We start from the raw sequence: 21867 nt of genomic DNA, 5'->3' as shown, positions 1-21867 counted from the left end.
GCATATGAGCGATACAACACAGGCCGTGCCGCGCCGTCCAGCCGACGCGGGCTTTTCCCTGCTTGAACTCATGGTGGTCGTTGTCATCCTGTCGATCCTTGCACTGGTCATCGTGCCGCGCGTGATCGACCGTCCCGACCAGGCTCGCGCCGCCCGCGCGCAATCCGACATCGCGGCGATCCAGGCGGCGGTGAACCTCTACCGGTTGGACAACTTCCGCTATCCGACGACCGACCAGGGGCTGGCGGCGCTGGTCAGCCGCCCCTCGGCCGAACCGGTGCCGGCCAACTGGGCCTCGGGCGGCTACATGGACCGGGTGCCACAGGACCCCTGGGGCCGGCCCTACCAGTACCTGCAACCGGGTGTGCATGGCGATTTCGACGTCTTCACCTATGGCGCCGACGGCGTGCCGGGGGGGACGGGTGCGGATGCGGATATCGGCTCATGGACGGGGGGCTGAGATCCGGCGACGCAGGGTTCAGCCTGCTGGAACTCATGGTTTCGGTCGCCGTGCTCGCTGTGCTGGCGGTGGGGGTCGGCCTGTCGACGGGCGCGGTGGTGCCCGGTGCCGAACGTGATGCGCAGCGCTTCCAGCGGACATTCGAGCAAATCTGGGCTCTGGCCATCTTGGCCCGTCAGGAACAGGGGCTGGAGATCACGCCGCGCGGCCTCAGCCTGTCGCGCCGGACCGCCGAAGGCTGGGAAGAGGCGCGCAGGCTTTATGACTGGCGCGGGCAGACGCGGCTGGTTTCGTCCAGTCCGGTGCCGGTTGGCACGCCGCGCATCAGGCTGCGATCCGACGGCGGGACCAGCGCCTTTACGGTGAGCTTTTCGGGCGGGGGGGAGACCTTTCGCTGTGCCAGCGACGGATGGAGCGGGCTGACATGCGCCCCCGAGTAGGCCGCGGCACAAGGGGCCTGACCCTACTGGAACTGGTGATAGCCATTGCCATCCTGTCGCTGGGCACGATGGCAACGCTGCAGGCCACCGGGCAGGCGCGTCATATCCTGGGCGGGGCTGCGCCGCGCGTTCTGGCGCAACTGGCGGCGGAAAACCGGGCCGAGGCACTGCGCCTGCCCGGCGCGGTGGACCTGCCGGAGAGCGTGACCCTTGGGCCCTACCAGTTTCGCGTCGATAGCCGCCGTCGCGCCACCGCCGCCGGTCTGATCCGCGCCGAGATCACCGTCACCTCGTCCGAGGGACCGGGGGCGAGGCTTGTCACTTTCCTGCCGGCACGAGCGCCGAGATGAGGGGCTCACGCGGGTTGACCCTGATCGAATTGGTCGTCGCGATGGCCCTGTTCTCGCTGGTGGCGGTGATGGGGATGCAGACCCTGAACGGCACCATCCGCACGCGCGACGCGCTGGGCGGGCGGGATGACCGCGACCGGGCGCTGGCGGTGACCTTGGCCCTGCTGCGCAGCGATCTGGACCGTGCCGCGCCGCTGATCTTCGATGCGCCGGTCGGTCCGCCGCAATCGGCGCTCACCTACGACGGCCGGGGCCCTGTGCTGGGCCTGACGGTTTCGGCGATCGACGCGACGAACGCGCCTTTCCAGCGGGTCGAATGGCGTTTCGACCGGGCATCGGGCGCACTGTCGCGCGCGTCCTGGCCGGTGACGGCCCCCGCCAGCGTGGCGCAGCGCAGCCCGGACCGGGTGCTGTTGACGGGGGTCGATGGCGTTCACCTGCGCAGCTACTGGGAGGGGCAAGGCTGGGTTGACGGGGCGGCTGGCCTGCTGGCCGGTCCAGTGCCGGTGGGGCCGGATGCCCTGGACGAGGACCGGGCTTTTGCCCGTGTCGCCAACCTGTATTCCGCGGCGCTGCCGCGCGCCGTCGAACTGATCTTCACCCTCGACGGATTGGGAGAGATCCGGCTGCTGGAGGCCCTGCCATGAGCGCCACGCGCGGATCGGTCCTGGTCAATGCGCTGGTGCTGGTCGGGGCGCTGGCGGCGGCGGCGACCGTGCTGCTGGTGCGCGCCGGGCACAGCGTGGAACGCCAGCGCGCCTGGCAGGGCGCCGCACAGATGGAGGCCTACCTCGACGGGTTTGACGCGCTGGCGGTTGCGCTGCTCGAAGGGGACCATAGCCCGGCCGATCACGCGGGCGAAACCTGGGCCCGGCCGATCCGGGATGCCGAACTGGACCGGGGCCGTGTCAGCGGCGGGATCGAGGATCTGCAGGGGCGGTTCAACGTCAACTGGCTGTCTGTGCCAGAGGACCTCCAGGCGCGTGAGGGCTTTGCTCGGCTGCTGGCCGGCGCCGGTCTGCCGCAGGAGACGGCCAGCGCGATCCGGGACTTCCTGTCGCCGGGCGGCCCGAGCAATGCGGCGGCCTACACGGGGGTGCGGCCAAGGGGCGGGCCGGTAAAGGACATTGCCCAGTTGCGCGCCGTTCCCGGCCTGACCGATCGCCAGTACGCCCGCCTTTCGCCGCTGATCGCGGCGTTGCCCAGCGACACGCGGCTGAACGTGAACACCGCCCCGCCCGAAGTGCTGGCCGCCTGGCTGCCTCAGTTGAACGGCGCCCAAGCGCGGGCGCTGGCGGCGTCGCGTCAGCGCGCGCCCTTTGCCTCGGTCGCGGACCTGTTGCTGGCCCTGCCGACCGCAGCGGCGGCCGAGGTCGACGACACGCGGTTGACGGTGGGCAGCGACTGGTTCCTGGCCCGCGCCACGGTCGAGCTTGACGGGCGGCGCCTGTCGCGGCGCACGGTCTTGTACCGACAGCCGCTTCCCGTCGGGGTGCGGGTGGACTATCGTCTGCCCGATGGCTGATTTGGCAGAGTTTTCCCCCGTCCCGACCGACCCGGGCCTGGTCACCGCGCCGGTCGGTGGTCCCGTGCCGCGCGGGCGTTACGTGGCGCTTGTGCCGGGTGAGGCGGTGCCGCTGGTGGCGCTGGACCTGCCGGGCCGGTTGCGCGGCGTCGCGCGCGAACAGGTGGCACAGCGGCAACTGTCCGATCTGCTGGGCCCGGAGGCCGGGGCGCTGCAGATGCGCCCCTTTGCGCTGGACGGCAACGCCGAGGGCTGGACCCGTGTTCTGGTGGTCGAGCGCGCGGCCTTGGCGCGCTGGCGTGAACAGGTTGGCAAAGGCTGTGTCGCTGTCCTGCCCGACTACCTGGCCTTGCCCGTCGACGAGAGCAGCTGGACCGTGGCGGGAACGCCCGAACGTGCGCGCGCCCGGTTCGGACCTGCGGACGGCGTGACCAGCACCGAAACCGCGTTGTGCCTGCAGGCAGAGGCGATCATGGCACGCGACGGCGCGCCGGACCGTGTCTGGCGCTATGGTCCACCGCTGCCGGAGTTCGAAGCCTGGCTGTCGGCGCGGGACATTCCCCTGGTCGAGGGGATGCCGGACAAGGGGGCGGACCTGCGGGCCTTTTCGCGTGGGGAAACCGGGCTGGACCTGCGCGCCGATCCGCAGGCCGCGCGCAGGCGGCTGCGCCACCAGCTGTCGGCCTGGCGCTGGCCGGTGCTCACCGGGGCCGTGGCGGCGGGTCTCTGGGCCGCGGCGCAGATCGCCGTGATCCGTGCCACGGAGGCGGAAACCGCCGCGCTGACCGCCCGTGCCACAGAGCTCACGCGGGCAGAGTTCATTCCGTCGGGCCCGATCCTCGATATACGGGTGCAGATCGCCCGCGCACTGGCCGAGCAACGCAGCGCGCTGCGCGGCCGCAGCGGCAGGGTTTCCCCGCTGGACCTGTTCGCCGGGGCGGCGCCGGTCCTGTCCGGGGCAGGGGCGCGGCTGGAGACCGTGGCCTGGACGCCGGAGGACGGGCTGCAACTGGTACTAGATATGGGGGATTTCGCGGCGGTCGATGCGCTGGTCGACAGCCTCGCGGCCGAGGGTCTGCGGATCACCGTGCGCGACGCGCGACTGGGCGAAGAGGGCAACGTCACTGCCGACCTGACGATCCGGGAACCGGAGCAGGGTGGATGACCGGGCGCGCGGTGGAACATCTCTTGCGCCTGACCGGGCGCGAACGGCTCTTGCTGGGGGTCATGGCGCTGGTGCTGTTGCTGGGCGCGGGGGTTGGTCTGCTCTGGCCGCTGGCCGAGCGGCGCGCGGCCTCTGTTGCTGCGCTGGAGGAGGCGCGCGCGTTGACCGCCTGGGTCGATGCGCGGGCCGAGGATGCCCGCGTCCTGCGGTCCGCCGCCGGGCCGGGACCGGCAGAGCCGATCGGGCTGGCGGCGGTGCAGCGCAGCCTGGAGAGCGCAGGACTGTCCGGCAACGTGGCCACGCTCTCCGCGCGGCAGGGCGGTGGGATCGAGATGCGGTTCGAGGCGGTCAGTTTCGACGCGCTGATCGGCTGGCTGACCCAGGTCGAGCCGGTCTGGGGCTATCGTTTCGCAGGTTTCCGGCTGGATCGGGGCGCGGAGCCCGGGCTGGTCGACGCGCGGATCGAGGTCCTGCCCTGAGCCACTATTTCTGGCCGATCTTTGGCTCTGTCCCGCTGCGCAGCCGGGCGATATTGGCCGAATGCCGCCACCAGACCAGTGCCGCCAGCAGAACCCCGCTGACCAGCAGATCCGTCCGTCCCGCGATCAGCATCCAGATCGGCGCGCCCGCCGAGGCGGCCAGCGCCCCCACCGAGGACACGCGGGACAGGTAGGCTGCCGCCGCCCATGTGGCACAGCACAACAGGCCGATGGGCCAGGCAAGCGCCAGCATCAGGCCAAGGAAGGTCGCCACGCCCTTGCCGCCCTTGAAGCCAAGCCAGACCGGGAAACAATGGCCGAAAAAGGCCGCGACGCCCGCCGCCTGCACGGCGATCCCGTCCGCCTCGAAGGCGCGGGCGATCAGTACTGCCGCCGCGCCCTTGCCGCCGTCCAGCAGAAGGGTCGCCAGTGCCGCGCCCTTGTTGCCGGTGCGCAGAACGTTGGTGGCGCCGATGTTGCCGGAACCGATCTGGCGCAGGTCGCCCAGGTTCATCGTCCGGGTGATCAGCACGCCGAAGGGGACGGAGCCCAGCAGGTAGCCAAGCGTGGCCCAGAGGATCACCATGCCGCTCATGCCTCGAACACCCGCGCGCCGCCAACCCATGTGCCCAGCACCCGGCCCTGCAGGCGGGCGCCGTCAAAGGGCGTGTTCTTGGATTTCGAGCGCAGCTTGAACCGGTCCAGCACGATGGGCTTGTCGGCGTCGAAGAGTACCAGGTCGGCGGGCGCCCCCTTGGCGATCCGCCCGCAATCCAGTCCCAGCCGTTTCGCGGGGTTCAGCGACAGGGCGCGGAACAGCGTCGGCAGGTCCAGCTCGCCGCCGTGGTAGAGCCGCAGGAGAACCGGCAACATGGTTTCGAGGCCGACGGCACCGCTGGCGGCCTCCTCGAAGGGCAGGCGCTTGCTCTCTTCGTCCTGCGGGCTGTGATAGCTGCCGATGATGTCGATCAGCCCGGTGCGCACCGCTTCGACCACCGCCTGCCTGTCCTCTTCGGAGCGCAGCGGCGGCGTCACCTTGAAGAAGGTGCGATAGTCCGCCACGTCCATCTCGTTCAGGGTCAGGTGATGGATGGACACCCCTGCGGTGACGTCGAACCCGTTGGCCTTGGCGCGTTCCAGCGCGGGCAGGGCGCGCGCCGTGGTGATCTTGTCCGCGTGGTAGCGCACGCCCGTCATCTCGACCAGGGCGATGTCGCGGTCCAGCCCCATGCGTTCCGCCATCGGAGAGACCGAGGGCAAGCCGCGCAGAGAGGCGAATTTCCCCGAGGTCGCGGCGGCGCCCTGCGACAGGCCCGGATCCTGCGGGTGGCCGACGACCACCGCGTTCAGCGAGCGCGCGTAGGTCATCGCCCGGCTGAGCACCTTGGTGTCGCGGACCACGTTGTTGCAATCGCTGAAGGCCACGGCCCCGGCGTCCAGCAGGAACCCGAACTCCGTCATCTCGCGGCCCTGCCGGCCCTTCGTCAGCGCCGCCATCGGCAGCACGTTGACCGGCGTTTCCTCGATCGCGCGCCGGCGGATGAATTCCAGCGCCTCGGGCGTGTCGATGCAGGGGCTGGTGTCGGGGCGCGTGACCATCGTGGTCACCCCGCCCGCCGCCGCCGCCTGTCCGGCGCTGCCATAGCTTTCCTTGTGCCGCTCACCGGGTTCGCAGACCTTTACCCCGATGTCGACGATGCCCGGCGCGAGAAAGGCATTGCCCGCGTCGATCCGGTCTGGCCGGATGTTTCGCGCGCGAAACATTTCTTCGAAATCAGTATCTTGCGTTAAGATTTGGGTAATCTTCCCGCTCTCGATCAGGAGCGCGCCGTGGGTGATCTGCCCGGCCTCGGGGTCGATCAGGCGGGCGTTGTGGATCAGGGTCTGGGTCATTCTTGGCCTCTCGGGCGGGCGGCCTCGATCCGGGCGATGGTTGCCCGCGGATCGGCCTGGAACTTGATCAGATGCTTGTCGCCGGATTTCGTGACGATCTGGACGGCGGCGCCGATGGCGCGGATCTTCTCGACCTGGTCAAGCGGCACGCGGCGGTCGCCGCGACCTGCCAGCACGCCGTCCTCCAGCCGCCAGGCATGGCCCAGCTCCTCGTCCATGAGATACCAGCCGCGCAGGGCGACGGCGGCCAGCCCGCCGATGGCGCCGGTCCAGACATGCGGGTTGCCGAGCGCCCAGAGGATCGCCATGCCAAGCGCCATCGCCACGGCGGCCATGACCCAGTGGGTGCGGATATAGGTCGTGCGGTCCGGAGAAAAGACCGCCCGGGGGTCAGCCGCCATCGTCATACCAGCGCCAGCCAGAGCACCAGCGCGAGGATCAGCGCGACCGCAGCGAGGATGAGTTTCAAAACGGGCGAGTTGCCGCTGCCCCGGCGCGCCGGGGGGCGTCCGCCAGCCTGACCCCGGGCCGACCTGGACATCGGGTTGGCGCCGCGCGCGGTGGGGCGGGCCTCGCCGTAGCGGCCGACCAGTGCCAGGGGCGGGTTGATGGTCAGTTCCTGCGAGGTGCCGTCGAAGGCCTGCGGCGGCAGCACCACGGCATGTCCCTTGAGCGCGTCGATACGGTTCCGGTCCTGGGCAAGGGTACGGGCGGGCACGTCGTAGGCGGCCGAGAGGTACTGCGAGAGCGTCATCTCGCCCAGGTCGCGGATCGCGACCACGTCGACAAAGCTTTCACGCAGGCGGGTTGCGCCAAGCGCGTATTTCAGTGGCCACTCTCCGGTGCCGGCCATCTGGGTGAAACGTTCGACGGCCTCCGGCGGCAGGTCGAGATGGGTCAGGTAGAGCGTGGTCCGGTCCGAGCCGTTGACCTGAACCTTTGTCATGCCACCACCTCTGTCGGTCGGGCGCGGAGGTTTCGCGCCAGCAGGTCCATCGCCGCCATGCGCACGGCGACACCCATTTCGACCTGGTCCTGGATCACGCTGCGGTTGATGTCGTCGGCCAGGGTGCCGTCGATCTCGACCCCGCGGTTCATCGGGCCGGGATGCATAACGATGGCGTCGTCCTTGGCATGGCCGAGTTTCTCGGCGTCCAGCCCGTAGCGGTGGTAGTACTCGCGCTCGGAGGGGATGAAGCCGCCGTCCATGCGTTCCTTTTGAAGGCGCAGCATCATGACCACGTCGACGTCCTGCAGCCCCTCGCGCATGTCGTCAAAGACTTCGACGCCGAAGGCGTCGATGCCCGAGGGCATCAGCGTCGGGGGGCCGATCAGGCGGATGCGGTTTTCCATCTTGTGCAGCAGCAGCAGGTTGGACCGGGCCACGCGGGAATGGGCGATGTCGCCGCAGATGGCGATGGACAGCCGGTGCAGCCGTCCCTTGGCGCGTCGGATCGTCAGCGCGTCGAGCAGCGCCTGGGTGGGGTGTTCGTGCCGCCCGTCACCGGCGTTGAGCACCGCGCAGTTGACCTTTTGTGCCAGCAGGTCCACCGCGCCGGAATGCGGGTGGCGCACCACCAAGAGGTCGGGGTGCATGGCATTCAGCGTCATGGCGGTGTCGATCAGGGTTTCGCCTTTCTTGATCGACGAAGCCTGCATCGCCATGTTCATCACGTCCGCGCCCAGCCGTTTTCCCGCGAGTTCGAAACTGGCCTGCGTGCGGGTTGAATTCTCGAAGAACATGTTGATCTGGGTCAGCCCGGCCAGCGCATTGGCGTGCTTATCGCGGCGGCGGTTGAAATCGACATATTGATCGGAAAGGTCGAGGATCGTGGTGATCTCGTCCGGGCGCAGGGGTTCGATCCCCAGCAGATGGCGGTGGTCGAAGCGCATTCGGTGTCCTCGGTGGCGTTCTGGACCTTTTAGGTAGGGTGCCGTTGCGGGGCAAGGCCCCCGGCACGCCCGAGGTCGCGCCGCGTGGCGATGTCGCGGGAGAGTATTTTTGGAGAGAAGAAACGGGGGCGATTTTCTTTGTCCCGGCGGAGGGCTAGGGTGGCGGACATGGAGAACATGGACTGGTACGCCGCGAAGGCGCTTCTGGAATGGCAACTGGAGATGGGGGTGGACGAGGCGATGCTCGACGCGCCCATCGACCGTTTTGCCGCCCATGAGGCCGAGCAGGAGGCGCTGAAGGCGCAGCATGCGGCGCGGGCCGCAGGTGGGCGCGGGGCGGCGCCGGTCAAGGCGCCCGAGGTCGATCCCGTGGCCGAGGCGCGCACGCTGGCCGCCGGCGCGGGCGACCTGGAGGCGCTGCAGGCGGCATTGTCGGGCTTTGATCACTGCCCCTTGAAACGCGGCGCGCGCAACCTTGTGTTTGCGGATGGCGTGGCGGGGGCGCGGGTCATGCTGGTGGGCGAGGCCCCGGGGCGGGACGAGGACTTGCAGGGCAAGCCCTTTGTCGGCCGGGCCGGGCAGTTGCTGGATCGGATGCTGGCGGCGGTGGGGCTGAGCCGCGCCGAGTCGGTCTATATCACCAACGTGCTGCCCTGGCGGCCGCCGCAGAACCGCGATCCGAAGCCGGACGAGATCGCCATGCTGCTGCCGTTCCTGCACCGGCATATCGCCCTGGCGGATCCCGACCTGCTGGTGATCATGGGCAATACCTCGTGCCAGGCGCTGCTGGGCAAGCGGGGGATCACGCGGCTGCGCGGTAACTGGACCGAGGCGGCGGAGCGGCCGGCGCTGCCGATGCTGCATCCCGCCTACCTGCTGCGCAATCCGCAGGCAAAGCGCGAGGCCTGGACGGACTTGTTGTCTCTGAAAGCGAAGCTGAGGGCGCTGGGATGATTGTCGATCCGATTCTGATGCTGGCCTTCATCCCTGCCGGGTTGGCGCTGAACGTCACTCCGGGGCCGGACATGATGTTCTGCCTGGCGCAGGGGTTGCGCGGGGGCGCGCGCTGCGGCTGGGCGGCCTCCAGTGGCGTGGCGCTGGGCGGAATGCTGCATGTGCTGCTGGCGGGGCTGGGTCTGGGGGCGCTGGTGGCCGCCTTGCCCGGGGCCTTTGACGTGATCCGCTGGGCGGGTGCGGCCTACCTTGCCTGGATCGCCTGGAAGACGCTGCGCACCCCCATCGCGGGCAGCGATGCGCCGCCGCTGGCGCCCGGGCAGGCCTTTCGGCAGGGGTTCGTCGTCAATATCACCAATCCCAAGTATATCCTTTTTGTGCTGGCCTTCGTGCCGCAGTTCATCGATCCGGCAATGGCGGTCCTGCCGCAGTTCCTCGTCTATGGCCTGCTGATGTCGATTGGCGGTGTCACGGTGAACGGGCTGGTCGGCCAGTTCGCGGGACGCCTGCGGCGGCGACTGGAAGGCGGCACGCGCACTGAACGCGCCCTGCGCTACACCTGTGCCACGCTCTTTGGCGGGCTGGCCGTGCGGCTGGCGGTCTGAGGGGCCATGTGGATCCTTGCCTTTTCCGACCTGCACCTGTCGCGGCGCCATGCGCGTGCGCTGGTCGAGGCCAGCGGCGAGGCTGACCTGGTGATCGGCGCCGGTGACTTCTGCCATGTGCGCGAGGGGCTGGAGCACGCTATGGCGCTGCTGGAAGGGCTGCGCGCGCCGATGGTGGCGGTGCCGGGCAATTGCGAAACGGCAGAGGAGTTGCGCGCCGCCGCCCTGCCGGGCACGACCGTGCTGCACGGCGAGGGGGGCGAGGTGGAGGGCCTGCGGCTCTTCGGTCTTGGCGGGGGTATTCCCGTGACGCCCTTTGGCGACTGGTCCTTCGACCTGACGGAGGTAGAAGCCGCGGTGCTGCTGGACCGCTGTTCCGAGGCGGACTTGCTGATCACCCATTCGCCGCCCAAGGGGATTGCGGATGTCACCTCGCGCGGGGTGTCCGTGGGGTCCACCGCGATCCGCGACGCCATCGACCGGCTGCAACCTGCGCTTGCGGTTTGTGGCCACGTGCATGATTGCTGGGGCCAGGAAGGCCGGATCGGGAACAGCCGCGTCGTGAACCTCGGGCCTTCGCCAGTCTGGTTCAACCTGTGAGGACACCATGAGCCGTATCGACGAATCCAAGGACTTCATCCCGGTCCGAATCGCCATCCTGACCGTGTCGGACACGCGCGGGCCGCAGGATGACCGGTCCGGGGACACGCTGGTACAGCGGCTGACGGATGCGGGCCATACCCTTGCCGATCGCGCGATCGTGAAGGACGAGCGGACGCTGATCGCGGACAAGCTGCGCGGCTGGATCGCCGATCCGGAGGTCGACGTGGTGATCTCGACCGGGGGGACCGGGCTGACGGGGCGTGACGTGACGGTCGAGGCGCACAGGGATGTCTACGAAAAGGAAATCGATGCGTTCGGAACGGTCTTCACGATGGTTTCCTTCAAGAAAATAGGGACTTCCGCGGTGCAGAGCCGTGCGACGGGCGGGGTTGCCGGGGGCACTTATCTGTTTGCGCTTCCGGGCAGCACGGGCGCCTGCAAGGACGCCTGGGACGAGATCCTGAGCCTGCAACTGGATTATCGCCACCGTCCCTGCAACTTTGTCGAGATTTTTCCGCGACTGGACGAACATCAGCGACGGAAGTGATCGCGACCTGCGTATAACTCCCCGGGGTTTGAATGCATCCCCGCGCTTCTATTTTCAGAAGGGTGCACCGCGGAGTTTGAAAGATGCGCTTTTTGCGAAAGAGCCTGACGGGGCTGTTCCTGTTGTCGCTGACCCTGGGGCTGTTGGGGTTTGCCGGGATCATGGTGCGCGATGCCGTACAGGCGCGCATGGCCGAAGAGGCCCGTGTGCCACAGGCGCGCGAGCGGGTCTTTGCGGTCAACGTGGTGCCTGTGGACTTTGAAACGGTGACGCCGGTGTTGACCTCATTTGGCGAGGTGCAAAGCCGCCGGACGCTGGAACTGCGGGCTGCGGCCTCTGGCGCGGTGGTGGAACTGGACCCGGAATTCGTCGAGGGCGGGCAGGTCGAGGCCGGGCAGTTGTTGGCGCGGATCGACCCGGCGGATGCCGAGGCTGCGCTGGACCGGGCCGAGAACGACCTGCTGGACGCGCAGGCCGAGGTGCGCGAGGCCGAACAGGCCCTGGTCATCGCAAAGGATGAACTGGTCGCCGCCGAGGAACAGGTCGTGCTGCGCGAAACCGCGTTGCGACGCCAGCGGGATCTGCTGGATCGCAACGTCGGCACGGCGGCGGCGGTGGAAACGGCGGAACTGGCGCTGGCCAGCGAGCGGCAGTCGGTGCTGACCCGGCGCCAGGCGGTCGCGACCGCAGAGGCCCGCATCGACCAGGCCGCAACGCAGTTGCGCCGGGCGGAAATCGCGCGGGACGAGGCCCAGCGACGTCTGGACGACACCCAGATCCGGGCCGAGTTCGCGGGCACGCTGTCAGAGGTCACGGTGGTGTCCGGGCGGCTGGTCTCTGCCAATGAACAGCTGGCCCAGCTGGTGGACCTGCAGGCGCTGGAGGTTTCGTTCCGTGTCTCGACCCAGCAATATGCGCGGCTGCTGGACGGGGACGGGCGGCTGCGGCAGGCACCGGTGAGCGTGGCGCTGGATGTCTTCGGCACCAATATCACCGCCGCGGGCCGGATCACCCGGGACAGCGCTGCCGTGGGCGAAGGCCAGACCGGGCGGCGGCTGTTTGCGGTGCTGGACGCGCCGCGCGGTTTCAAACCCGGCGATTTCGTCACCGTCCGGATCGAGGAACCGCCGCTGGAACGGGTGGCCCGCCTGCCCGCCACGGCGCTGAACGCCGCTGGCGAGGTGCTGGTTGTCGGGGCCGAAGAGCGGCTTGAGACGGTGGTGGTCGAGGTCACGCGGCGGCAGGGCGATGATGTCCTGATCCGTGCGCGCGGACTTCAGGGGCGCGAGGTCGTGGCCGAACGCACGCCGCTCTTGGGGGACGGTATCAAGGTCAAGCCGCTGCGCACCAACGCCGAGCCGGAACCGGAGGCCATGCTGGAACTCAGCGAGGAACGGCGCGCGAAACTGGTCGCCTTCATCGAGGCCAACAAGGCGATGCCCGAGGCAGCGAGGAGCCGCATCCTGGCGCAACTGGCGCAGAAGGAAGTGCCGGCCGAAATGGTCGAGCGCATCGAATCGCGGATGGGGGGCTGAGACATGGCACGCGCGCTTCCCTCTGCTGCTGGCGGGATCTTCGGATATTTCGTGCGCCATCCCACGGTGGCCAACCTGTTGCTGGTGATCATGCTGGTGGCGGGGATGATGGCCGTGCCCAACATGCGGGCGCAGTTCTTTCCGGATATCATCATCGACGAGATCGACGTCTCGGTCAGCTGGGACGGTGCCGGCGCCGAGGACGTGGACGCGGCCATCGTGCAGGTGCTGGAGCCCGCGCTGCTGGCCGTCGACGGGGTGATCGCCTCCAGCGCCGTGTCCCGAGAAGGACGGGCCGCCATCGAGCTGGAGTTCGAGCCGGGCTGGGACATCGCGCGGGCCGCCGATGACGTGCAGCAGGCGGTGGACGGGATCACGACGCTGCCCGAGGACGCGGACGAGCCCAGCGTGCGGCGTGGCGGCTGGCGCGACCGGGTGACGGACCTGGTGATCACGGGGCCGGTCGGCGTCGACCAGTTGGCACGCTTTGCCGACGAACTGGTTGTCAGGCTCTTTGCAGAGGGCGTAACCCAGACCACCATCCGGGGCCTTGCGGCACCGCAAACGGTGATCGAGGTGCCTGTGCAGAACCTGATCGCCCATGACATTACCATGCGCGAGATCGCGGATGCGATCGCCGCAGAGGTGCAGGCCGATCCGGCAGGCGACGTGGCCGGCGCAGGGGCGCGGGTGCGCACCGGGATCGAGAAACGTTCTGCCGATGCGATCTCGGATATCGTGCTGCGGTCGAACCCGGACGGCTCCAGCCTTACGGTGGGCGACGTGGCGCTGATCCGGGTCGAGGGGATCGACCGCGAGCGGAGCTATTTCGTGGGCGAGAACCGGGCGATCTCGATCCGGGTGGACCGATCCGCCGAGGGCGACGCCATCGGTATCCAGGCCACGGTCGAGGAGGTCGCCGCCGAGCTGACCGCCGAGCTGCCCGAGGGCGTCAAGATCGACCTGATCCGCACCCGCTCGGAATATATCACCGGGCGACTGAACATCCTGATCGACAACGCGGTGACGGGGCTGGCGCTGGTGGTCATGCTGCTGTTCCTGTTCCTGAACACGCGCACGGCCTTCTGGGTTGCGGCGGGCATTCCCACCGCTCTGCTGTCGGCCATCGCGCTGATGTATGTCGCCGGGCTGACGATCAACATGATCTCGCTGTTCGCGCTGATCATCACGCTGGGGATCGTGGTGGATGACGCCATCGTCGTGGGCGAACATGCCGATCACCTGGCGCGCCGGGGGCAGGGGCCCTTCGATGCCGCCGAAGGCGCGGCGCGGCGCATGGCGCTGCCGGTGTTTTCGGCCACCATCACCACCGTCATCGCCTTCTTCGGCCTGACCGCCATCGGCGGGCGGTTCGGCGACATGATTTCCGACATTCCCTTCACCGTGATCGTGGTGCTGATCGCCTCGCTGGTCGAGTGTTTCCTGATCCTGCCCAACCACATGGCCCATGCGCTGAAACCGCGCCCGCAGAACGGCACGCGGTGGTGGCGGGTCGCGCTGGGGATCGTCGGCGTGACCCTGGTGGCTGTCCTGGCGGTGGCATTGCTGACGCTGGCGGTGCTCGCCCTGCCGACTGTCCTTGCGGGTGTTCTTGGCTTGTTCGCCGAGGTGCCGGGGGGGATCACGGAGGCACAAACTGCGGCGGCGGAGCTGCGTGGCACGCTCTGGGGCCAGTTGCCCTATCTGGCCGGGGGGCTGGCCCTCCTGGTGGCGGCGGCCATCGCGCTGCGCCTTTTGGTGATGCCCGGGGATCAACGTGCACCCGTTTTGCGGACCTTCTCGGACGGCGGGATCGACATGGCGTCGATCCTGGTCAACCGGGGGTTCCGCTGGATCCGCGAGAGCCTGTTCCGTCCTTTCATGCGCGGGATCGTGGCGGGGCGCTATGTCGTCTTTGCGCTGCTGGTGGTGGCGCTGGCGACGCAGGTGACCTCCTTTATCCGGGGCGATGTGACCTGGCGGTTCTTCAATTCGCCCGAGCAGGGGTCCGTCACCGGCAACTTTGCCATGTCCCCCACCGCCACGCGGGCGGATACGGTCGAACAGATGCGCCTGTTCCAGAAGGCCGCCGATGAACTGGGCCGCGAATACGAGGAACGCTATGGCCGCAACCCGCTGGACTATGTCCTGGCCGAGATCGGCGGCAACGCGGGCCGGTCGTTGCCCGGTGCCGACACCAAGGACCCGGACCAGCTGGGCGCCATTTCCATCGAGCTGATCGAGGCCGACCTGCGGCCTTATTCCTCATTTGCCTTCGTAGGTGAGCTGCAGGAGCGCGTCGAACGCCACCCGCTGGCCGAGACGATTTCCTTTCGCGGCTGGCGCGGCGGACCGGGGGGCGACTCCCTGGACGTGCAATTCTATGGCGCCAGTTCCGAGGTGCTGAAATCCGCAGCCGAGGACCTCAAGGAGGCGGTGCTGCGGTTCCCCGAGGTGTCCGCGGTGGAGGACAACCTGTCCTACGACAAGGACGAGCTGATCCTTGAACTGACGCCGCAGGGGCTGGCGCTGGGCTTTGACATCGACGGGCTGGGGCGCGTGTTGCGCAACCGGCTGGGCGGGATCGAGGCGGCGACCTATCCCGACGGGCCGCGTTCTGCCGAGATCCGCGTGGAACTGCCCGAAGGTGAGCTGACCGCCGATTTCATGGAGCGGATGCAGTTGCGTACGCCCGGCGGTGCCTATGTTCCGCTGGCCGACATCGTGCGGGTCGAACGGCGCACCGGCTTTTCCACCATCCGGCGCGAGAACGGGCTGCGCGTCGTCTCTGTCACCGGCGACATTTCCGAGGATGACGCGGCGCGGGCCGAGGAAGTCGTCAAGGTGCTGCGCGAGGAGATCCTGCCGCAGATCGCCGAGACGCGGCAGGTGGATTATCGCCTGGCCGGGCTGGCCGAGCAGGAAAGCGATTTCCTGACCGATGCGCGCAACGGGCTGATCATGGTTCTGCTGGGTATCTACCTGGTCCTGGCCTGGGTCTTTGCCAGCTGGACGCGGCCCTTCGTGGTCATGGCGATCGTGCCTTTCGGCCTCGTGGGGGCGATCTATGGCCACGCCTTGTGGGACGTTCCGCTAAGCATGTTCACGGTGGTCGGGCTGTTGGGGATGACGGGGATCATCATCAACGATTCCATCGTGCTGGTGACGCAGATCGACGAATATGCCCGCGACCGGGGATTGATCCCCTCGATCATCGACGGTGCCTCGGACCGATTGCGCGCGGTTTTCCTGACCACGGCGACCACGGTGCTGGGCCTTGCGCCGCTGCTCTACGAAACGTCTTCGCAGGCGCAGTTCCTCAAGCCGACGGTGATCACGCTGGTCTACGGGCTGGGGTTCGGAGTGATTCTGGTGCTGCTGATCGTGCCCGCGCTGGTGGCGATCCAGCACGACCTGGGGCAGCAGTTCGCGGCGCTGAAGAAAGGGTTGCGGTTCCGGGGTGCGGGGCTGCGCGCTGTGCTGCTGACGGCGCTGACCGGGATGCTGGGATGGCTGGCGGCGACGCTGGGCTATACCGGCGTGACGGGCGAACTGATGCCGGGGCTGCCCGCGCCGGGCGGCCTGTCGCCGGAGGTGTCGGCGCTGGGCCTGTTCCTTCTGGGGGCCGCAGTAGTGCCGATGGCCATCTATGTCGGTGGCGGGATCGTGATGCTCTGGCGGCGCGGGACGCGCACAAAGGCGGGCGCCTGACCGCGGGGCTGGCCCAGTGGCTCAGCCGCTGCAGCCAGTCAGTTCCACCGGGATGTTGCCACCCAGGATGGTGATCCGCAGGCCCGAGCGGTCGAGCGCGAAGACGCCGCCGGACATATGCGTGACGCGGGTCTGCGCCACCAGCCGCCCGTCTTGCCACGAGGTGCGGGGGTCGGCGACCCAGAGATTCGGGTCCGAGGTCTCGATCACCGTTTCTTCGCGTCCCGTGCCGCGTGGCATGGCAATCGATACGGTCAGTCCCAGCCCCTTGGCCTGCGGTGTGATGCGGCAGGAGACGCCGGTCACGCCCGCGTCCTCTGCCCCGAAGGGCACATCGGCCATCGCGGCCGCGATGCGTGCGTCAGGCTTGGTCTGCGCGGCGGGCAGGGTGGCGGACACGCGCAAGCGGTGCGGCAGGCATACGTCCTTGCAGATGCCGATGTCGACCACGCCGCCCAGCCGCGCATCCTTGCCGGGCTGGTTGGGGCGGATCTTGAGCGGCAGGATCACCTCGCCCTTATAACCGACGGACCGCATGTTCTCTTGCCAGAAGACATGCGGCGCGGGCCAGTAGATGCCGATCGCCGACATGTTGCGGGCGCCGCTCCAGTCGAATTGCGGCGGGATGCCCGCGTCGCCCGGCGAGCGCCAATAGGTTTTCCACCCCGGGGCCAGCTTGAGGTGGAGCGCGGCCATGTGGTCACCATTGGACAACCGCCATCCGGGCAGGATCCTCGCCTCGACCACGTCGTCGTAGGATTGCGCGGCGGCAAGGCCGGGCAGCAGCATCAGCAGGAAGGTCAAGAGCATCTTTTTCATGTCATTGGACTTGGCCCTTCCGGACTGAAATGAAAAGTCACGTTCCGGCGAACCCCCGTATCAGTTGACGAAGATGTGACGGTCTTGCCAGTCCTGCCACGGGCGGTCATGGTAAACCCGTCCAATGCGAAAGGGAGCCATATGGCAGCCGAGACCGGAACCCCACAGACCAATCTAACCGGGCATTTGCTGATCGCCATGCCGGGCATGGGGGATCCGCGATTCGAGCACAGCGTCGTCTTCATCTGCGATCATTCCGACGAGGGCGCGATGGGGCTGATCGTGAACAAGCCCAGCGATGACGTCGACATGCCGACCCTACTGTCGCAGCTCAACATCGACCAGGTGTCGGACCTGTCGGAGCGGTCGGTGCATTTTGGCGGTCCGGTCGAGATGGGGCGCGGGTTCGTGTTGCACACGCCGGATTACCATTCGGTCGTGACCACGCTGGAAGTACGCGACGACATCCACATGACCGCAACCCTGGACATCCTCGAGGACCTCGCCCGGGGCGAGGGCCCCCAGAAATGGATGATGATGCTGGGCTATGCGGGTTGGGCCGCCGGTCAGTTGGAGGGCGAGATTGCCGAGAACGGCTGGCTGGTCTGCGATGCCGCGCCCGAGCTGATCTTCGAGATGGCCGACATGGACAAGTGGGAAGCAGCCCTGAAGACACTGGGCGTGGCTGCCCTGGCGCTGAGTTCCGCAGGCGGCCGAGCCTGAGCTTTCGGGAGGGGGCCGGGACGGGACTCGGGCTGCGCCCATCGCCCGCCCGCCACCCCTCGGCAAGCCCTTGCCGGAACGTGATGCAGGGTGACGGGCCGGGCCTGCTTCAAGGGCCCACCATCAAACAGGCCCGTTTCCCGAGCCCACCCCTCGCTGAAAGATGCCTGAGGCACTGATCCGCGCCCCGCAAGGGCAAGCCGCGCTGCGCGCGGAGCTGCGCCCCCTTGCAGGCCCCGGCCCCGTGCCTCTGACCGGCATCAGCGAGAGGCGGCTCCGGGAAACAGGCGGTCAGCGTTCGGCGGCGGCGCGGCTGAGACGATCGTTGATGGCGATGCCCAGGCCCAGGTGCGGGATCGGCGTGACGGCGATCGTTGACGCGCCAGTGGCGTCGAGCCGGTGCAGGAACTCAAACAGATTGGCCGCGGCCTCTGTCAGGTCCTCGCCGGGGGAAAGGTTGAGGTCGCAGGCCACGGCGCCAAAGCCGAGCCGGGCCTCTCCGGGTTCGAATTCCACCGCGTTGAGGCGAACCCTGGCGCGGGGCGCGTAATGCGAGCGGGTCTGGCCGGGGGCGGTGATGCCGTCGGTTTCGCGGCGCAGCGCTATGCGGGTGTCGAGGACCTTGCTCAGCGCCTCTTCGGTGATGCCGCCGGGGCGCAGCAGGGTGGGCGGCGTGCCGGTCAGGCCGAGGATCGTCGATTCCAGCCCCACGGCGCAGGGGCCGCCATCGACCACCGCCTCGATCCGGTCACCAAGCCCCTCGATCACGTGGGCCGCGCGGGTCGGGCTGATCTGGCCGGAGCGATTCGCCGAAGGCGCGGCGACCGGCCCGCCGAAGGCGCGCAGCAGGTTCTGGGCCACCGGGGCGGCGGGCATCCGAACCGCCAGGCTGTCAAGACCGGCGGTCACCAGCCGCGACACATGCGCGCCCTCGCGCAGCGGCAGCACCAGCGTCAGGGGGCCGGGCCAGAAGGCATCGGCCAGGGCCTGGGCCGCCTCCGACCAGATCACCAGCTCTTTCGCGGCGTCGAGATCGGCCACATGCACGATCAGCGGATTGAACTCGGGGCGCTCCTTGGCCTTGTAGATACGGGCCACGGCGTGATCCTGCCGCGCGTCGGCGCCCAGTCCGTAGACCGTTTCGGTGGGAAAGGCGACGAGACCGCCCTCTGCCAGGGTGCCCGCGGCGCGGGTCAGGTCCTGGGTGCTGGCGCTCAGACGTAGGGCAGGCATCGCGGCGATCCCTTATGACGCGGCGTTCCGGTTGAAGCGCGGGCGGCGGGAGGTACCCTCACACCCGCGTTGCGCGCGTGCTACAAGAGCGGCGCGTCCTTGCCAAGCCGGAGGAGACACCCATGCCATATCGTGCGCCGATCGATGCCTACATGCGGCTTTTGCGCGACGTTGTCGGCTATGACGCCGTCGCCGAGACCGACCGTTTTGCCGAAGCGAACCATGAAACCGTGGCTGCCGTCCTGGGCGAGGCGGGCAAGCTGTGTGAAGAGGTGCTGGCGCCGTTGCAGCGCAATGCGATCTTGTGTGAAGAGGTGCTGGCGCCGTTGCAGCGCAATGGCGAGATCCCGCGCGGCTGGAAAACGGCGTGGTGCGGACCTCGAAAGGGTTTGCCGACGGTTATACGGCGCTGGCCGAAGGTGGCTGGATTGCCACCTCGGCCCCCGAAGAGTTCGGCGGGATGGGGCTGCCGCTGACCGTGACCACATGCGTCAACGACATGATGGGGGCGGCCTGTCTTGCGCTGCAGCTGAACCCGTTGATGAGCCAGGGGCAGATCGACGCACTGGAAAACCATGCCAGCGACGAGCTCAAGGCACTGTACCTGCCGAAACTGATTTCGGGTGAATGGGCCGGGACCATGAACCTGACCGAACCGCAAGCCGGGTCGGACGTGGGGGCTTTGTCGTCCAAGGCCGTGCCGAACGGCGACGGGACCTACGCGATCACCGGTCAGAAGATCTACATCTCGTGGGGGGACAACGATTTCACCGAGAACGTCTGTCACCTGGTGCTGGCGCGTCTGCCGGACGGCGTTCCGGGGACCAAGGGCATCAGCCTGTTCCTGGTGCCCAAGCGGATCCCGGACGAGAATGGCAACCCGGGCGTGGCCAATGACTTGAACGTGGTCAGCCTGGAACACAAGATGGGCCTGCATGGCTCGCCAACCTGCGTGATGCAATACGATGGCGCCAAGGGGTGGCTGGTGGGCGAGCCGCACGATGGCATGCGCGCCATGTTCACCATGATGAACAACGCACGGCTGGGCGTGGGCGTGCAAGGCGTCAGCGTGGCCGAAGGCGCGTTGCAACATGCGCTGACCTACGCGCAGGAGCGCAAGCAGGGCCGCAGCCCCGAGGGTACGATCATCGGTCACGCCGATGTGCGCCGGATGCTGGCCACCATGAAGGCCGAGACCTTTGCCGCGCGGGCCATCGCCCTGTCGCTTGCGGTGGCGATCGACATGGGCAATGCGACCGGCGATGACGACTGGACGGCGCGCGCCGCGCTGCTGACGCCGATCACCAAGGCTTTTGGCACGGAAACCGGTATCAAGGTGGCCAACCTTGGCGTCCAGGTGCATGGCGGCATGGGCTATGTCGAGGAAACGGGTGCCGCGCAGTACCTGCGCGACGTACGGGTGACGGCGATCTACGAGGGCACCAACGGCATCCAGGCGATGGACCTTGTCGGGCGCAAGATGATGGACGGCGGCGAGGCGATCTTTGCCCTGCTGGACGAGATCGAGAGCGGCGCCGAGGCGGCGCGCGGCAAGATGCCCGAACTGGCCGAGCCCGTCTGGCAGGCCGCGGAATCGCTGCGCGAGACCACCGAGGCGCTCGTGGCGCGCGACATGGGCGACCGTTTCGGCGGCGCCGTGCCCTACCTGATGGGCTTTGCCCGCGTGCTGGGGGCGCATTATCACCTGCGCGCGGCCCTGGCCGCGCCGGACAGCGCCGATGCCCGGCTGGCGGGCTTTTACATCCAGCGACTGCTGCCTGAACATGCCGGGTTGTTGGCCGAGGCCCGGGCCGAGGTCGGCGCGCTGGCGAACCTGACGACAGAGGACCTGGTGGCGTGATGGACGGAACGGTGCGCGCAATCCGCTATCCCTGGGAAACGCCGCCCGCCCCGGGTGAGTCCATCGAACTGGCCGAGGGCGTGCTGTGGATGCGCCTGCCGCTGCCGATGAAGCTGGACCACGTCAACGTCTACGCGCTGGACGACGGGGACGGCTGGACCGTGGTCGATACCGGATTTGCCTCGAAAAAGTCGCGCCGGATCTGGGAAGACCTTATGGCTGGCCCGCTGGGCGGCAAGCCGGTGCGGCGCGTGGTGGTGACCCATCATCACCCGGATCACGTTGGGCTTGCGGGCTGGTTCCAGTCGGCGCATGGCGCCGAACTGGTGACGACGCGCACCGCCTGGCTGTTTGCGCGGATGCTGCAACTGGACGCGCAGGACCGCCCCACGGAAGAGACGCTGGACTATTGGCGCAGCGCCGGGATGGAGCCGCGCATCCTGGAACAGCGCATGGCCGAACGGCCGTTCAACTTTGCCGACGTGGTGGCGCCGATGCCCTTGGGCTTTACCCGGATCAAGCAGGGCGATGTCCTGCGCATCGGTGGCCGGGACTGGGACGTGCATATCGGCAACGGCCATGCGCCCGAACATGCGACACTGTGGTCGCGGGACGATCATCTGGTTCTGGCCGGTGACCAGATCCTGCCCTCGATCAGTTCCAATCTCGGCGTCTATGCGACCGAGCCGGAGGCCGACCCGGTGGCCGACTGGCTGGAGGCCTGCGAGCGGCTGGCGACGCTGGCGCGCCCGGAGCACCTGGTCATGGGCGGGCACAAGCTGCCCTTTACCGGACTGGAGCTGCGCATGGCGCAACTGATCGAGAATCACCACAGTGCCCTGGAACGGCTGCATGCACACCTGGCCACGCCGCAGACGGCGGGCGACTGTTTTCCGCCCCTGTTCAAGCGCCGGATCGGGGATGCGGAATACGGGTTGGCCCTGGTCGAGGCGATGGCCCATTGCCTGCACCTTTGGCACGAGGGACGCGCAGAGCGGACCCGCCGCGACGATGGCGCCTGGTTGTTTCAAGCCGTCTGAACGGGCACCAGGCTCACATCTGCGTGGGCCG

22 protein-coding genes and 1 pseudogene are annotated in these 21867 nt (G+C 68.3%); 16 read left to right on the top strand and 7 right to left on the bottom strand.

Going from position 1 to position 21867, the window contains the following annotated elements:
* Positions 1–4 precede the first annotated feature (4 nt).
* From gspG to ACQY5B_RS19980, 7 genes are read left to right on the top strand one after another with little or no spacing between them, the layout of a single operon-like run.
* Positions 5–460: a type II secretion system major pseudopilin GspG gene (gene gspG / locus ACQY5B_RS20010; RefSeq protein WP_305969351.1), complete on the top strand. Its 456-nt coding sequence runs from the start codon at positions 5–7 to the stop codon at positions 458–460.
* Positions 445–900 carry a prepilin-type N-terminal cleavage/methylation domain-containing protein gene (locus ACQY5B_RS20005; RefSeq protein ID WP_420327781.1) on the top strand — a complete coding sequence of 152 codons (456 nt, stop codon included), beginning with the start codon at positions 445–447 and terminating at the stop codon, positions 898–900. The genes gspG and ACQY5B_RS20005 overlap by 16 nt, the downstream gene beginning before the upstream one ends.
* Positions 885–1250, top strand: a complete 366-nt coding sequence (locus ACQY5B_RS20000; RefSeq protein WP_420327782.1) for a type II secretion system protein — start codon at positions 885–887, stop codon at positions 1248–1250. The genes ACQY5B_RS20005 and ACQY5B_RS20000 overlap by 16 nt, the downstream gene beginning before the upstream one ends.
* Complete coding sequence (locus tag ACQY5B_RS19995; protein WP_420327783.1) at positions 1247–1897, top strand: type II secretion system protein GspJ; 651 nt, start codon at positions 1247–1249, stop codon at positions 1895–1897. The genes ACQY5B_RS20000 and ACQY5B_RS19995 overlap by 4 nt, the downstream gene beginning before the upstream one ends.
* Positions 1894–2775: a type II secretion system minor pseudopilin GspK gene (gene gspK, locus ACQY5B_RS19990; protein ID WP_305969355.1), complete on the top strand. Its 882-nt coding sequence runs from the start codon at positions 1894–1896 to the stop codon at positions 2773–2775. The genes ACQY5B_RS19995 and gspK overlap by 4 nt, the downstream gene beginning before the upstream one ends.
* Positions 2768–3940 (top strand): type II secretion system protein GspL, encoded by a 1173-nt coding sequence (gspL, locus tag ACQY5B_RS19985; protein ID WP_420327784.1) that lies wholly within the window; start codon positions 2768–2770, stop codon positions 3938–3940. Before gspK ends, gspL begins: the two co-directional genes overlap by 8 nt.
* Positions 3937–4419: a type II secretion system protein M gene (locus ACQY5B_RS19980; RefSeq protein ID WP_305969357.1), complete on the top strand. Its 483-nt coding sequence runs from the start codon at positions 3937–3939 to the stop codon at positions 4417–4419. The genes gspL and ACQY5B_RS19980 overlap by 4 nt, the downstream gene beginning before the upstream one ends.
* A gap of 4 nt (positions 4420–4423) precedes the next feature.
* Here ACQY5B_RS19980 and plsY read toward each other — a convergent pair whose 3' ends face one another.
* The 5 genes from plsY to ACQY5B_RS19955 are packed head-to-tail and all read right to left on the bottom strand — an operon-like array spanning position 4424 to position 8205.
* On the bottom strand, positions 4424–5014 hold the full coding sequence (gene plsY / locus ACQY5B_RS19975) for a glycerol-3-phosphate 1-O-acyltransferase PlsY (RefSeq protein ID WP_420327785.1): 591 nt from the start codon (positions 5012–5014) through the stop codon (positions 4424–4426).
* A complete protein-coding gene (gene pyrC, locus ACQY5B_RS19970; protein ID WP_420327786.1) occupies positions 5011–6312 on the bottom strand; it encodes a dihydroorotase in 1302 nt (433 codons plus the stop codon). Before pyrC ends, plsY begins: the two co-directional genes overlap by 4 nt.
* The gene (locus ACQY5B_RS19965) at positions 6309–6713 is read right to left on the bottom strand and encodes a hypothetical protein (protein WP_420327787.1); all 405 of its coding nucleotides are present in this window, start codon (positions 6711–6713) and stop codon (positions 6309–6311) included. The genes pyrC and ACQY5B_RS19965 overlap by 4 nt, the downstream gene beginning before the upstream one ends.
* A gap of 2 nt (positions 6714–6715) precedes the next feature.
* Positions 6716–7258, bottom strand: a complete 543-nt coding sequence (locus ACQY5B_RS19960) for an aspartate carbamoyltransferase catalytic subunit (protein ID WP_420327788.1) — start codon at positions 7256–7258, stop codon at positions 6716–6718.
* Complete coding sequence (locus ACQY5B_RS19955) at positions 7255–8205, bottom strand: aspartate carbamoyltransferase catalytic subunit (protein ID WP_305969362.1); 951 nt, start codon at positions 8203–8205, stop codon at positions 7255–7257. Before ACQY5B_RS19955 ends, ACQY5B_RS19960 begins: the two co-directional genes overlap by 4 nt.
* A gap of 168 nt (positions 8206–8373) precedes the next feature.
* Between ACQY5B_RS19955 and ACQY5B_RS19950 the strand changes: the two genes are divergently transcribed.
* From ACQY5B_RS19950 to ACQY5B_RS19925, 6 genes are all read left to right on the top strand, one after another.
* Positions 8374–9159 carry a uracil-DNA glycosylase gene (locus ACQY5B_RS19950; RefSeq protein ID WP_420328604.1) on the top strand — a complete coding sequence of 262 codons (786 nt, stop codon included), beginning with the start codon at positions 8374–8376 and terminating at the stop codon, positions 9157–9159.
* Positions 9156–9764, top strand: coding sequence for a LysE family translocator (locus tag ACQY5B_RS19945; RefSeq protein ID WP_420327789.1), 609 nt, complete (start codon positions 9156–9158; stop codon positions 9762–9764). Before ACQY5B_RS19950 ends, ACQY5B_RS19945 begins: the two co-directional genes overlap by 4 nt.
* 6 nt (positions 9765–9770) lie before the next feature.
* Positions 9771–10364, top strand: coding sequence for a metallophosphoesterase family protein (locus tag ACQY5B_RS19940; RefSeq protein WP_420327790.1), 594 nt, complete (start codon positions 9771–9773; stop codon positions 10362–10364).
* Between the two features lie 7 nt (positions 10365–10371).
* On the top strand, positions 10372–10914 hold the full coding sequence (gene moaB, locus ACQY5B_RS19935) for a molybdenum cofactor biosynthesis protein B (RefSeq protein WP_420327791.1): 543 nt from the start codon (positions 10372–10374) through the stop codon (positions 10912–10914).
* Between the two features lie 83 nt (positions 10915–10997).
* Positions 10998–12449, top strand: coding sequence for an efflux RND transporter periplasmic adaptor subunit (locus tag ACQY5B_RS19930; protein WP_420327792.1), 1452 nt, complete (start codon positions 10998–11000; stop codon positions 12447–12449).
* 3 nt (positions 12450–12452) lie between these two features.
* Positions 12453–16160 carry an efflux RND transporter permease subunit gene (locus tag ACQY5B_RS19925; RefSeq protein ID WP_420327793.1) on the top strand — a complete coding sequence of 1236 codons (3708 nt, stop codon included), beginning with the start codon at positions 12453–12455 and terminating at the stop codon, positions 16158–16160.
* Between the two features lie 21 nt (positions 16161–16181).
* Here the strand turns inward: ACQY5B_RS19925 and ACQY5B_RS19920 are convergent, their stop codons facing one another.
* Positions 16182–16979 (bottom strand): protein-disulfide reductase DsbD domain-containing protein, encoded by a 798-nt coding sequence (locus ACQY5B_RS19920; protein ID WP_420327794.1) that lies wholly within the window; start codon positions 16977–16979, stop codon positions 16182–16184.
* 141 nt (positions 16980–17120) lie between these two features.
* On the opposite strand from ACQY5B_RS19920, the gene ACQY5B_RS19915 reads away from it, so the two are divergent.
* Positions 17121–17702 carry a YqgE/AlgH family protein gene (locus ACQY5B_RS19915; RefSeq protein ID WP_305969369.1) on the top strand — a complete coding sequence of 194 codons (582 nt, stop codon included), beginning with the start codon at positions 17121–17123 and terminating at the stop codon, positions 17700–17702.
* Between the two features lie 291 nt (positions 17703–17993).
* On the opposite strand, the gene ACQY5B_RS19910 is transcribed toward ACQY5B_RS19915, so the two are convergent.
* Positions 17994–18935, bottom strand: a complete 942-nt coding sequence (locus tag ACQY5B_RS19910) for an L-threonylcarbamoyladenylate synthase (protein WP_420327795.1) — start codon at positions 18933–18935, stop codon at positions 17994–17996.
* A 122-nt stretch (positions 18936–19057) separates the two neighbouring features.
* Here ACQY5B_RS19910 and ACQY5B_RS19905 point away from each other — a divergent pair.
* Positions 19058–20796, top strand: a pseudogene (locus ACQY5B_RS19905) (acyl-CoA dehydrogenase family protein).
* On the top strand, positions 20796–21836 hold the full coding sequence (locus ACQY5B_RS19900) for an MBL fold metallo-hydrolase (RefSeq protein ID WP_420328605.1): 1041 nt from the start codon (positions 20796–20798) through the stop codon (positions 21834–21836). Before ACQY5B_RS19905 ends, ACQY5B_RS19900 begins: the two are co-directional and overlap by 1 nt.
* Positions 21837–21867 lie beyond the last annotated feature (31 nt).

The organism is Antarctobacter sp., from assembly GCF_965277915.1.
Lineage (GTDB): Bacteria > Pseudomonadota > Alphaproteobacteria > Rhodobacterales > Rhodobacteraceae > Antarctobacter.
The sequence above is the reverse complement of the archived record's forward strand: the minus strand, read 5'-3'. Positions and strand labels throughout refer to the sequence as shown.